This is a genomic window from Mycobacterium sp. (genome assembly GCF_035653355.1).
In the GTDB taxonomy this organism is placed as follows: domain Bacteria; phylum Actinomycetota; class Actinomycetes; order Mycobacteriales; family Mycobacteriaceae; genus Mycobacterium.
The window spans coordinates 1-13,476 of record NZ_DASRBZ010000353.1; the positions used below are offsets into that span (position 1 = coordinate 1).

Genomic DNA, 13,476 nt, shown 5'->3' on the forward strand with positions numbered 1-13,476 from the left:
ACACCATGGGCCAGATGAACCAGGCGTTCCGCAACATCGTCAACATGCTCCACGGTGTGCGCGACGGGCTGATCCGTGACGCCAACAACTACGAGCAGCAAGAGCAGGCCTCGCAGCACCTGCTGAGCAGCTAACCGCCGCAAGCTTTCTCGGGTTAGGAGAAGATCATGGCGATCAATTGCGAATTCGGCGACGTGGACGCCCATGGCGCCGGAGGAGTCCGGGATCGGCGACCAGTCAACCCGCCGAACATCGAGCGCCAAGTGCACAAGGCCTGCGGCGACATCAACGCAGCGCTCACCGAGGCGTTGGAGACCTTAGCCGGGCTGACGCTCACTCAGGCCGACGCGTTCGGCGTGGCGCGCGTGCAAACGGCGCTGTACCGAGCGCGTCAGGCCAACCACCTGCTGGGTCAAATGGTGGGCACCCCGATCGAGCGCCGCCAGCCGTGGGCGCACTATCGCTCCCGCCTGGGCGACAAGGTGCTGCAGCATTTGTCGGTGCACGCCGACAAAAACTCGGTGGGAGCAGGGGCCGAAGGCCGGCGCAAGCGTCAAATAGCCTGAGCCGAACGCAATCTTGCGCTTGGCGATGCCAAATCGACGGCAAGAAATACTTTCACGACAGGAGAGCAAAAATGACAATCAACTACCAGTTCGGTGATGTCGACGCCCACGGCGCCACCATTCGCGCCCAAGCCGCGGCGCTGGAAGCCGAGCACCAGTCGATCATCCGTGATGTGCTCGCTGCTGGGGACTTTTGGGGTGGCGCTGGGTCGACGGCGTGCCAGGAGTTCATCAACCAGTTGGGGCGCAACTTCCAGGTGATCTACGAGCAGGCCAACGCGCACGGCTCCAAGGTGCAAACCGCCAGTGCCAACATGGCCAGCACTGACAGCGCCGTCGGATCCAGCTGGGCGTAGCCCGATAGCAGAGCTCGTCCTCAATCCGCCAACGGCCCCGCATTGCCGCAGGGCCTGACAGCCGAGCGTAGGCGCGGCAGCTGCACTGCCGCGCTTGCGCGACCGTCGCCAACCACTGATGCACATGGTGCATCGAGAAGGGATAGTCATGAGCAGGCCAGCTGTCGAGCTCCGCGATTTCGGCGCCAGGGGTTCGTTGATCCATTTGTCTCAGTTGTTGCGTGCCGCCGTGGTGACGCCGTCCGGCGAGGCAGTGGGCCGGGTGGACGACATCATTGTGCGGCTACGGGGTGCAGACACCTATCCGCTGGTGACCGGCATCGTGGCCGGGGTGGGCGGCCGGCGGGTATTCGTCGGAAGTGGGGCCATCCACCGGCTCGAGCCGGAACGAGTAATCCTCGCGCACAATGAGATTGACTTGCGACGGTTCGAGCGCCGGCACGGCGAGGTGCTGCTGAGCGCCGATGTGCTCGGCTATCGGCTGATCGACGTGGCTGCGGGTGAATTGGTCCGCGCCTACGACGTTGAGCTCGAGGACAGCGTGGACGGTTGGGTGTTGGCGCGCCTGGATACTCGTCGCCCGCCGCGGCTGTTCGGGTTGTTGAAAACGCCCGGTGGGCATGCGTCGCGCGACTGGAAGGCGTTTGAACCGCTGATCGGCCACGACCAGTCGATGGCGGTGCGTCGCGTTTCCGGGCGGGTGAGCGCGCTCAAGCCAGCCCAAATCGCCGACCTCCTCGAAGCGGCCGACCGGGTGGAGGGCGGCGAAATCCTCGACCGTGTGCGCAGCGATCCCGAACTCGAAGCAGACGTGTTCGAGGAACTCGACCCCGACAAGGCCAGTCGGCTGCTCGACGACATGGCCGACAAAGACGTCGCCGCCTTGCTCACCCGGATGCGCGCCGATGACGCCGCTGACGCGATCATCGACCTGCGTCAGTCCCGGCGACGCAGGGTGTTGGAGCTGATGCCTGCGCCACAACGCACCAAGGTCATCACCCTTTTGGGGTTCAACCCCGACAGCGCAGGCGGATTGATGAACGTCGACATCGCCTCGTGCGGAGTCGGCGCCACGGTGGGAGAGGCGCTCGCTGTTATCGGCACCGCGCAGGCCGTACAGCCTGAGGCGCTTCCGAAGATGCATGTCCTCAACGAACACGGTCGGCTCACCGGCGTGGTGTCGGTGATCACCTTGTTGCAAGCCGAGCCCACGGAATCGATTGCCACATTAATGGATTCGGACCCGGTCCGGGTAACGCCGGACGCCGATCTGGCCGACGTCGCGGTGCTGATGGCCGACTACGACCTGCACACCATCCCGGTCGTCGACGACGAGGACCAGGTGCTGGGCGTCGTCACCGTCGACGACGTGCTGAAGGCCACCATTCCCGATGACTGGCGCCGCCGAGAACCAGGGCCACGCCCGGTGCGTGAATCAGTTTCCGCGATTGGCGACTCGACATCAATCGGCGTCGAGGGGGGTGAATGGTTGTGACCACCCTGGACCGCGACACTGTTGACACGGCGCCGCCGGCGCCGCCGCTCACCGCAGTCCTGGACACCGCGCATGTCGGTGACATCGAGGGTGCTCTGGGCCGAATCAGTATCAGCGACACCGGCCGTCCGCGGACGCTGAAGGCAAGGCTGGCAACGATGCTCGCGATCATCGGACCCGGCTTGATTGTCATGGTCGGCGACAACGACGCGGGCGGTGTGGCGACCTACGTACAGGCAGGGCAGAACTACGGTTACAGCCTGCTCTGGGTGCTGGTGCTGTTGATCCCTGTCCTAATTGTCAACCAGGAGATGGTGGTTCGGCTCGGCGCGGTCACCGGCGTGGGGCACGCGCGGTTGATCAACGAGCGGTTCGGCCGCGGCTGGGGCTGGTTCTCGGTCGGTGACCTTTTCATACTGAACTTTCTGACACTCGTCACCGAATTCATCGGCATCACGTTGGCGGCCGACTACATGGGCATCCCGCGATATGTCGTCGTCCCCTTCGCGGCGATTGCACTGATCGCCATCATGACCACCGGCAGCTTCCGCCGCTGGGAACGGGCGATGTTGGTGTTCATCGGGATCACGCTGCTGCAAATTCCCATGCTGCTGATGTCGCATCCGGACTGGGGCCACGCGGCGAAATCCTTCGTCGTGCCCGGCGTATCCGGCGGAGTGACCTCCGACGCGGTGCTTTTAGTTATCGCCATCGTCGGTACCACGGTCGCCCCTTGGCAGCTGTTCTTCCAGCAGTCCAACATCGTCGACAAGCGCATCACGCCACGCTTCATCGGCTACGAGCGAGCCGACACCACACTGGGCGCTTTCGTCGTGGTGATCGGCGCAGCTGCGTTGATGATGACCGGCGACTGGGCCGCGCGTGCGACGAACAGCCGCGGGCATTTCCTTGACGCCGGCGCGCTCGCGCACCTACTCGGCCAACACAGCAACATCCTCGGCTCGGTGTTCGCGATGGTGCTGCTCGACGCATCGATCATCGGGGCGGCCGCGGTGACGCTGGCCACCAGCTATGCATTCGGGGACGTGTTCGGGCTCAAGCACTCGCTGCACCGCGGCTTCGCCGAGGCGAAACCGTTCTACCTGTCCTACACCGGGATGGTGGTCGTCGCGTCGGTGATCGTGCTCATTCCTGGCGCTCCGTTGGGGTTGATCACCACCGGTGTGCAAGCGCTTGCCGGATTGCTGCTGCCAAGCGCGACCGTCTTCTTGCTGCTGTTGTGCAACGACCGGGAAGTGCTGGGCCCGTGGGTAAACCGCCCCTGGCTCAATGTGGTTGCCGGCATCATTGTCGGTGTGCTCTTGCTGTTGTCCGGGGTGCTGATGGCGACAACGGTATTCCCGACGCTCGACATCGTCTCGCTCGCCGACGACCTCACTTTCGGTCTTGCCCTGTGCGCCGTAGTCACTTTCGGTGTGTTGCGGTGGTTCAATCGGCGATGGCCGAAACCATCGCTACCCGAGCAGCTGTCCTGGGCACTGGCCGGAGCGGACCGGGCCACGTGGCGGATGCCGCCGCTGACCCTGCTGGAGCCGGTCACATGGTCGGTCGGGACTCGACTGGGCATGCTGGCTCTGCGCGGATATCTCGTCGTGGGGGCGATCCTGCTGCTGGTCAAAGCCGTCCAACTTGGCAGTGCCTGAGCCCGGTCGCGTCTACAAGGTAACTAGAGAAATAAGGAGAAACCATCGTGTTCATCATCCGGCTTCTTAACGGAGAGGAAGTGCGCGCCACCGAGGGAGCGGAGCTGTCGATCAACCACGACACCGGAGTGGTCACCGTTTCTCGGGTCGAAGGATTCGAGGAAGTCACCACGCACTACTCGCCGTCGGCCTGGGAAGTGGTCACGCACCGGGTGCGCGTCAGGCGGCCGATGATTTCAATGGCCCGCTAGCGGGCTAACACCAATACCCGGCGCGCCACCGTTTCGCCTTGCCCGTGATGCCGGCGCGTCGTTCGCCGCGTGCCCTGCGCGGTCCACGGATAACACTTGGTCTCCGGCCGTCAAGTCGATCAGGCTCACGCGTACTACGCCGGCACCCAGCTGAATAGCTGTGGCCGTGATGATCTCGTGGCGCAGCAGTAGCGCGGCTGTAACCGTGACGAAACACTAACGACTATCGATGCCATTGCCCCCAACCGCGTGGGCTCCACATCGAGTATCGGGGTGTCTCAATCCTGCTTTCTACACCGCAGTGTTCATGGATATCGTCAACGCCGACGACACGGCCAATAACGGACCAGAGTTTCGAAGACCGACATCCAGGTCTATTGTGCGGTGATTTCTGCTGTGTTACAGCCAGGCTGGGTGAGTTAAGCAGTCATGTCTTCAGGCCCGCTGATCCGCGCTGCTGTGACGTCGCTCACTGAGCGGATGTCCGCCACTGTAACAAGCTTTCGACCGTTCGGCCCTGGCGAAGTGATCACTGGTTTACGCGCCGATTACGCCCACGGAACGAAATGCGAACAAATTTTGCGCAGCATGAACGCGTAACTGTGGTGCGGCTGTGACCGCCACCACAGCGGTCATCGGCGATCGAAATACCAACGCGACCAGGACAACTCGAAGACGCATGGCTACAGCTGGCCAGTTAACAGCGAGCGTCTGCAGTTCCCGTGCAGCACGAGTACGCCAATGCCGTTAAAGCTGAGGCACTTTGCGTGGAAACCGCGGCCGTGACGCCCAGCGCCAGTCGGTAACTAGAGGTTGGGGATATGGATTTCGCGGCGTTACCGCCAGAGATCAACTCGGGCAGGATGTACACGGGTCCGGGACCGGGGCCGATGCTGGCCGCTGCGGCGGCCTGGGATGGCTTGGCCGCGGACCTGGCTTCCACGGCGTCCTCCTACCAATCGGTGATTTCGGATCTCGCCAGTGCCTGGTCGGGGCCTTCCTCGGCGTCAATGGCCGCAGCGGCTGCACCATATGTGGCGTGGATGGCCACCGCAGCAGAACAAGCTGAGCAGACCGCCAGCCAGGCCAGGGCCGCGGCCGCTGCCTATGAGACCGCGTTTGCGATGACGGTGCCTCCACCGGTGATCGCCGCCAACCGCAGCCTGCTGATGACGCTGATCGCCACCAACATTCTGGGTCAGAACACCCCGGCCATCGCTGCGACGGAAGCCCACTACGCCGAGATGTGGGCCCAGGACGCCGCGGCGATGTACGGCTATGCCGGGTCCTCTTCGGCCGCTACGCAATTGACTCCCTTCACGCAACCGCCGCAGACGACCAACGCTGCCGGCACGGCAGCGCAAGCGGCTGCGGTAACCCAGGCCACAAGCACGTCGACCAGTTCGAACATCGGCGCGCAGCTGTCACAGCTCGTGAACTCCCTGCCGACCGCCCTGCAAAGCCTGGCAACCGGCCTGGCCAACTCCCCGACGACAGGCTCGACCAACCTGTTGTCGGGACTTTCGCTGCCGACGTTGTTCAACTTGCAGTTGCCATCGGGACTTTCGACGGATCTGGCGAACTGGAACACAATCTGGTCGACGGTCACCGGCCCGCTCTCCCCAGTGGGCTGGAGCGGCATGCTCGGTGGCCCGTTCCTGTCATTCGGGCAGGCATACTCCTGGGTTCAAAACGGGCAGGGCGCGGCCGCCTGGCTTGCCGGCCCGAAGGCCCCGACCGGAGCATTGGCACCGCTCGGGGATTCGTTGAAATCTGTTGTGAGCCCCATGGGCTCGGGTGGGGGGGCCGTGTCGGGTGCCATGGGCCGCGCCGCCGCGATCGGGAGTCTGTCAGTGCCTCAGAGTTGGGCCACAGCCGCGCCGGCGATCAAAACGCTCGCTGCGTCGCTGCCGGCCAACGCGGCCGCCGCGCCAGTTGCCTCGCTGTCCGCCGAGGAGGGCGTCTTCAGTCAGATGGCACTGTCCAGCTTGGCCGGACGCGGCCTTGCTGCTGCTGCGACCCGCTCGGTGGGCGGTGCTGCGGCAAGCCCGGCCAGCAGCGTCGCCGCCGCGACTGATCCCGCCGCAGCCACCATCATCGTCATCCCGGCGGTCGAGGAATGACGGTCATGACGACGCACCAGTTGCCGACCACAGGCCGTTCAGGCTCGCCGACCAGCTAGGGGTGTAGACGTGTTGTACTCAGCGCTGCCGCCGGAAATCAACTCAGGCAGGATGTACAGCGGTCCAGGATCGGGATCGATGCGGGCCGCCGCGGCGGCCTGGGACGCGCTGGCCGCCGAGCTACAGTCCACCGCGACTTCCTATTCATCGGTGGTCTCGAGCCTTACGAGCGGGCCGTGGCTTGGTCCATCGTCACTGAACATGGCGGCCGCGGTCGCACCGTATGTGGCGTGGATGTCGGCCACCGCCGCACAGGCCGCCGAAGCTGCCACCCAGGCCACCGCAGCGGCAAGCGCTTATGAGACTGCGTTCGCCGCGCACGTGCCACCGGTGGAAATCGCGGCCAACCGCAGCCAATTGGCATCGTTGATGGCGACCAACATCTTCGGACAGAACACCGCGGCGATCGCAGCCACTGAGGCCCAATACAGCGAAATGTGGGCCCAAGACGCCCTGGCCATGGACACCTACGCCGCCTCGTCGGCGGCTGCCGCCAAGGTGACGCCGTTCACCGCGGCACCACAAATCACCAACTCTGCTGGGGTGCCCAGCCAGGCTGCCGCAGTGGCCCAAGCAGCTAGCACTGCGCCCGGGAGTGTGCAGTCGCTCTTGACAGCCGCAGCCGATCCCCTGACAACGGCTAACCCGGTGTTGCAAACGCTCGCAAACCTTTCCACCGACTACACAAGCACCATCAACGGCGTCCTCAACAGCCTCTTCGGGCCAAGCGGGGCGTCAACGATCACGGCCATGATCAACGGCGTAAAAGCTCCGGTCAGCGCCTTCACCTCGGTGTTCAACCCCATCGGACTGCTTGTCAACTTTCCCGTGTCGCAGTTCCTCAAGTTCGCCCCATCCCAGGCGCTCGGCGACATCCCGAGAGAGGGGCTGGGTGCTGGGCTTGGGCTTGGGTGGCCACATTGGAACCGGGGCACACTGTTTGGCTCGGTGTCGGCGAGCATGGGAAATTCCGGCACGTTGGTCGGAAAGTTGTCGGTTCCGCCGACTTGGGCCACGGCGACTCCGGCCATCAGGACTGTCGCCGCTGCGTTGTCGGCTACGGCACACGACGCCGTGCCGGCGGCCGCGCTTGGCGCAGGCAGCCTGCTCAGCTCAATGTCGGTGGCGGGCATGGTCGGAAGCGCGCTAGGCGCGGGTGCTCCCACCGCGGTGAGCCGAACCGGCGCCCGAGGTGGTCTCACACCGCTCAAAGACCTCAAAGACAAACACTCGCCGGAGCAGCTACAGCGCCTGGTCGCACAGATTTCGCAGAAACCCGAAAGCGTGCAGCACCACACCGTCGACGAAGAAGGTCTTGACAACCTGCTCGAGCAACTGTCGAAGAAGCCTGGCATCCACGCGGTGCATCTGTCCAAAGGCAAAGGCGACAAGCGGAAGGTTTTGCCGTCGGATGCCCAGTTCGGTTAGAGCACAAGAAGATTGCGGTGCAATCGCCAGCTGTCTGCGGCGGCCACATCGATTGGCTAATCGGAAGGATGGCTGGTGAACATCAACACCATTGCTACACAACTACTTTCGACACTGATGCCCACGCCCCCGCCGGAGAAAGGTCAGCGAATGAGACTGCTATTAGCGTTAGTCGGTATGTCCGCCATGATCGGCCTGGCTGCACCCGCGTATGGCGATCCGAGCGAAGTCGCGAACGATGCAGGCTTCCTCACTGCTCTGCAGCAAGCTGGCATCACTTATCCCAGCCCGGACTCAGCCGTTGGGGCCGCCCAAACGGTGTGCACCTGCTTGAATCACGGCGAATCAGGATTGGAGCTAGTTCACGACGTGAAGACGCACAATCCGGCATTCACGATGGATGCCGCAGCCCAGTTCGCCGCGATCTCAGCGAAGTACTACTGCCCCCAACAGCTGACCAAGAGTTAGTCCGAGCAGCACCAAGATTCAGACGCTGCGCGGGGTTGAACCGGGTGTCGGAGGCTGAACAGCCGGCGGCCAACGACCAAAGACTTTCGCGGCTCAAGCGCTGGCCTCCTTCAGTACTGCCGGACGCGGAGGGGTGTCTTGGATGCTCCGGCCGTGTTCGCCGACTGCAGCCGATAGGTGCTGCTACCTATCTCGACTACCCATGCACATTCACGCGCAGTGCGACGGCTGACCAATCCGGCACTGGCCCCGTTTGATGTCGGGAACACGGGCTAGACCAGTGCAGCCGGCCGCCGAAGTGGGCTCTCCGCCGGAAAGGTCTCACTCGAGCGCCGATAAGCGCCGCAGTGGTGTCGCCTCGAACTGTTGCTGCTGTACATTGTGGCCCTTGTCACGCCCCCCATGTGGCGTTACGCTCGGCGAGGTTGAGAACACAGCCGCAATTAACGGCCATGAGCTGTGGCAACCCGGAGGCCGCTCCCCGCAGTGGACGCAGTCGGGGTCGGCCGAACGCAACCCAGCTGCCGCTCGCATCGGGAATCCAACCGGCTACCCAACGGCTCCCGGCCGCAATTAGTCGTACGCGGTTCGCTCGGGAGGCAATATGTTGAGGAGCTCGAAGGCTCGGTTCCCGAAGCGATCGCTGCACAAGGGCACAAGGCGTCCCCGTCAGAATTGCCGACGCCCATGAGGTCGCCAAAGCCAACAACCAGTGCTGAGTCGCGCGTGGTTTCTACCACGTGTGCGAATAGCCTGATCGATTTGGCACCCGTGGGGCATGCCGATAAGAGCGGTGTGCCATTCTCTTCGGCGCAGCGCGGCCTCTTTACGCACCTCGGATCGCGTCATGCTATTCACAACCGGCACGTCATCGATCGTTCGCCGACTACGCCGAATACGGTGACCGCCTGGCACGGAACGCGCGGGGGCACACATTCTTTGGCAGTTACGCGACTTGCTGCACTGTTAAGCCACGCCTATTCGCCAGATTTAGGGCGCGACACGCAGCGTCATAATCGCTGCATTGAGTCATATCTACAGCGTCGGCGACACCGCCCATGGCGCACCCGCGGATCCTGACGCCGAAATCTTTTTGGGTGCGGAGTTGCCGGCGGCAGTTGCCGCCGCCCAGGCTGCGCGTCGACTTTTGAAATCGCCGGCATCGAACCGCAACGTCGAACGCCTTTGCGTTCCTGACTGTGTCAGGAACGGTCCGAGCGCCGACAGTGCTATCAAACAATCACCCGGAGGTGACTACGGGGAAGCTGATCTGAAGTGGGCCCAACGGCGAGGTAGGCGGCTGCTTCATGTCTGCTCGGTCGAAATCGTCATAATGCCATCATTTTTCGCCCTGAGTGCACGAAGCTATCCGAGACACCGTGACGCTCATAGGTTTATAGACCCGTCGCACCTCGGGTGCCGACGTAGATTAAGTATGCCCTACTGCTGCTGCGACTACCGCTGATGGCTTGGCGAAACCGGTTGTAGCTGAGCGCTATTCACGATATATTCCTGGTGACGCTTGGCCTGCGGACTGAATCACTTTTGTAAGCAGCGGATATCAGGCGGAGGGCGCATCGTGCGGTCAATCAACCTCGCAATAACGATGTTTCGCGGAGATCTGGTGCGGGTAGCTGGCGAGGGTCACAGTGAGCAAATCACATGCTGTCCCAGCAAGGGGGTGTGGTGATCGACTTCGGATTGTTACCGCCCGAGATAAACTCCGGCCGGATATATGCCGGCCCTGGAGCGGGCCCTATGCTCACCGCCGCGGCGGCCTGGGACAGCTTGGCCACTGGATTGCATTCCACAGCAGCATCTTTCGGGGCCGTCGTCTCAGGACTGACTGGCTCTTGGCAGGGTCCATCGTCGGCGGCGATGGCCGCCGCCGCCGCGCCGTATGCGGCGTGGATGAGCGCGACCGCCACCCAGGCCGAGCAGACAGCGTTGCAGGCGAAAGCGGCGGTAGCGGCATACGAGACTGCGTTTGCGGCGACCGTGCCACCGCCGGCGATTGCAGCCAATCGTGCGCAGCTGATGGCGCTGATCGCGACGAACTTTTTTGGTCAGAACACCCCGGCGATCATGGCCACCGAAGCCCAGTATGCGGAGATGTGGGCACAGGACGCGGCCGCGATGTATGGCTATGCCGCTTCTTCGGCGATCGCCTCGCAATTGACGCCGTTCGATCCGCCACCGAAGACCACTAACCCAGCCGGAGCAGCTGCGCAGTCCGCCTCAGTCGCCCAAGCCACCGGCACCGCCGCAGGCACCCACGCGACGACGCTCTCGCAGACGATGTCCGCGACGCCGCAGGCGCTGCAAGCCCTGGCGGCCCCCGCTGCCGCTGATCCGCCCGCTCCGGCCGCGGCTGATCCGCCGTCGCTGCTCTCCGAACTCAACATGACCCTCACCGGTCCGTTAGGGCCCACCTCGCTGTACGGCATCGGCGGCAGCCCGTATCTGCTTGGGGTCGAAAACTATCTGGTGCCCCAAAACGGGGCCAACCTGACCTCGGCGCTCACCAGGGTCACGAGGGACGAGAACGTATTGGGACGCCACTTGTATGGGCCGGAGGTGGGGCAGCCTCTGGCCGGTGCGCCAGGCGGGACACCAAGCGGGACAGTATCGGCGGGGATGGGCCGCGCCGCGGTGATCGGGCGCTTGTCGGTGCCGGAAGGCTGGACCTCGGCCGCCCCGGCGATCAGGTCGGTCGCCGCGGTGCTGCCGCAGACGAGTGTGCCTGCCGCGCCGGCGGCGGTGCTCGCCGCAGACGGCCAGGGAAGCCTGTTCAACAGCATGGCCCTGTCCGGGCTGGCCGGACGCGCCATGGCCGGGACCGGTGGTGGCGCTGCTCGCAGCGCAGGCGTCGGCGGCGCTGCCGCATCGGGGCAAGCCACCACCGCCACCATCATCGTCATACCCGAGGACGATTAGAGGCTCGTTCGATGACTCTGAGTTACCAGTACCAGGCGCCGCGCCGCGAGAGCACTGGGCGGCGGCAGTGGACGGGTTGTCGCGCAATCGCATTGACGGCTTGGCGGATATACAAACAGTTCGTCACCCGCTACGGCGAACGCGTGCGCCGCGCCGCGATCCGGTACTCGCCGCGCCCCAGTCCACGGCGTCGGCAACACCACCGCCTCTGCGGCGCGCCGTTGGCTGCAGTCACGTCACCAATTAGGGAGGAAAAATGTCATTTGTCACGACACAGCCAGACATGTTGGCAGCGGCAGCCAGCAGCCTGCAGGGCATCGGCGCGGCGATGAACGCTGAGAATGCGACCGCGGCGGCCCCCACAACCGGGGTGGTTCCCGCGGCTGCCGATGAGGTGTCAGCACTGACCGCGGCGCAGTTTGCTGCCCACGCCCAGATGTACCAAGCCGTCAGCGCGCAGGCGGCCGCCATCCACGAGACATTCGCGAACACCTTAGGCCTCAGCGCCGGTTCCTACGCGGCCACGGAAGCCGCCAACGCGATCGCTGCGGGGTAAGGGCCAGTCGGATGGACTACGGGCTGTTACCGCCAGAGATCAACTCCGCGCGCATTTATGCGGGTCCCGGATCGGGATCGCTGATGGCCGCGGCGACCGCTTGGAACGCGCTGGCCGCGCAGTTGCGGGCGACCGCAGCGTCCTACTCCTCGGTTGTCTCGGGTCTAACAGCCGGGTGGCAGGGCCCGTCGTCGGCGTCGATGGCTGCTGCGGCCGCCCCGTATGCGGCATGGCTGAACACGACCGCCGCCCAGGCCGAGCAGACCGCTGCCCAGGTCCAGGCCGGGGCGGCCGCCTATGAGACGGCGTTTGCGGCGACCGTGCCTCCGCCGGTGATTGCCGCCAACCGCAGCCAGCTGGCCACACTGATGGCGACCAACGTTTTGGGGCAGAACACGCCGGCAATCGCAGCCACCGAAGCGCAGTATGCCGACATGTGGGCCCAGGACGCCGCAGCGATGTACGGCTACGCCGGCCAGTCCGCAGCCGCCACGCGACTGACACCGTTCAGCTCACCGCCACCGACCACGAACCCGGGCGGCGGAGCCGGGCAGGCCGCCGCGGTCGCCCAAGCCAGCGGCACGGCGCCGGCGAACGCCCATTCGGCCTTGTCGCCGTTGATGTCGGCGACGCCGCAAGCGCTGCAAAGCCTGGCAGCGCCTGCTGCGGCTGATCCGCCCGCAGCCGCTGCGGATCCGCCGTCATTGGCGAGTTTCCTCAGCGCGCTGAACTCATCACCGCTCGCGCAGGGTCTCGGGGATATCGAGTTCGTGACCAAAGGAATCCGCCCGGTAAACGACGCATTGCTGAGCACCAGCTTGGGTTTGGTGGCGTCGGCGCGAACCCTCAACGATTCAGCGGTGACAGGCGAGGCGGAAATCTTCGCTTCTATTCCCAGTGCCGGAGGGCTGGCCGGCGGGTTCACGTCGGGGGCCAATGCGCTGGGCGGTGCCTCAGAAGTATCGGCGGGCGTAGGTCGCGCGGGTCTGGTGGGAGCGCTATCGGTGCCACCGAGCTGGGCGGCGGCGACTCCGACCGTCAGGCTGGCCGCCTCTGTACTGCAGGGCACCGCCGCGGCTGCCGCGCCGACGGCTGCGGCCGAAGGTGTCGGAAACCTCTTCAGCCAGATGGGTTTGGCCAGCTTGGCCGGAGGCGCGCTGGGAGGTGCTGTTCCCCGCGTGATAACGGCAAGTGCGGCCCGCGGCACGGACCCCGGCATAGACAACGGCAAGGACGGAAAGGAGGGCAAACAAGGCAGTGGAAAGGACACGCCAGAAAAACTCAAACGCGTGCTCGCCGAATTGTCGCAACAGCCAGAGTCGGTGCAGCATTGGCACACCGACAAGGCGCACCTCGAGAGCCTCCTCGAACAGCTCACCAGCAAACCCGGGGTACATGCAGTCCATGTGTCCGGAGGCGAGAAACCCAAACCGGCACAACCGAAAGCGCAGTGGGGATGAACATGGGCCGCGTACTGTCCACGAAATGTTCATGGGGAGAATAGATCCAGCGAGGCGCCAGCGCGCCGTGCCTGCTATCGGTCATTCCGGTTGAACCGATGACGTTGCGATG

The 13,476-nt window shown here is 64.5% G+C and carries 11 protein-coding genes and 1 pseudogene; all 12 read left to right on the forward strand.

What is annotated here, in order from left to right; translation table 11 throughout:
- Positions 1-134, forward strand: a pseudogene (locus VFA16_RS12300) (WXG100 family type VII secretion target); the annotation flags it as partial.
- Between the two features lie 33 nt (positions 135-167).
- On the forward strand, positions 168-566 hold the full coding sequence (locus tag VFA16_RS12305; protein ID WP_324968080.1) for a hypothetical protein: 399 nt from the start codon (positions 168-170) through the stop codon (positions 564-566).
- A 71-nt stretch (positions 567-637) separates the two neighbouring features.
- On the forward strand, positions 638-922 hold the full coding sequence (locus tag VFA16_RS12310) for a WXG100 family type VII secretion target (protein ID WP_324968081.1): 285 nt from the start codon (positions 638-640) through the stop codon (positions 920-922).
- A 148-nt stretch (positions 923-1,070) separates the two neighbouring features.
- A complete protein-coding gene (locus VFA16_RS12315) occupies positions 1,071-2,417 on the forward strand; it encodes a magnesium transporter MgtE N-terminal domain-containing protein (RefSeq protein ID WP_324968082.1) in 1,347 nt (448 codons plus the stop codon).
- On the forward strand, positions 2,408-4,081 hold the full coding sequence (locus tag VFA16_RS12320; RefSeq protein WP_324968083.1) for an NRAMP family divalent metal transporter: 1,674 nt from the start codon (positions 2,408-2,410) through the stop codon (positions 4,079-4,081). Before VFA16_RS12315 ends, VFA16_RS12320 begins: the two co-directional genes overlap by 10 nt.
- A 47-nt stretch (positions 4,082-4,128) precedes the next feature.
- Entirely contained in the window at positions 4,129-4,332 is a 204-nt protein-coding gene (locus VFA16_RS12325; protein WP_324968084.1) for a hypothetical protein, read from the forward strand.
- An 821-nt stretch (positions 4,333-5,153) separates the two neighbouring features.
- Complete coding sequence (locus VFA16_RS12330) at positions 5,154-6,455, forward strand: PPE family protein (RefSeq protein ID WP_324968085.1); 1,302 nt, start codon at positions 5,154-5,156, stop codon at positions 6,453-6,455.
- Between the two features lie 69 nt (positions 6,456-6,524).
- The gene (locus VFA16_RS12335; protein WP_324968086.1) at positions 6,525-7,943 is read left to right on the forward strand and encodes a PPE family protein; all 1,419 of its coding nucleotides are present in this window, start codon (positions 6,525-6,527) and stop codon (positions 7,941-7,943) included.
- Between the two features lie 150 nt (positions 7,944-8,093).
- Positions 8,094-8,411, forward strand: coding sequence for a DUF732 domain-containing protein (locus VFA16_RS12340; protein WP_324968089.1), 318 nt, complete (start codon positions 8,094-8,096; stop codon positions 8,409-8,411).
- 1,689 nt (positions 8,412-10,100) lie between these two features.
- The gene (locus VFA16_RS12345) at positions 10,101-11,348 is read left to right on the forward strand and encodes a PPE family protein (RefSeq protein ID WP_324968090.1); all 1,248 of its coding nucleotides are present in this window, start codon (positions 10,101-10,103) and stop codon (positions 11,346-11,348) included.
- Positions 11,349-11,604: 256 nt separating this feature from the next.
- Positions 11,605-11,904 (forward strand): PE family protein, encoded by a 300-nt coding sequence (locus VFA16_RS12350; protein WP_324968087.1) that lies wholly within the window; start codon positions 11,605-11,607, stop codon positions 11,902-11,904.
- A gap of 11 nt (positions 11,905-11,915) precedes the next feature.
- Complete coding sequence (locus tag VFA16_RS12355) at positions 11,916-13,364, forward strand: PPE family protein (RefSeq protein ID WP_324968088.1); 1,449 nt, start codon at positions 11,916-11,918, stop codon at positions 13,362-13,364.
- The last annotated feature ends 112 nt before the right edge of the window (positions 13,365-13,476 follow it).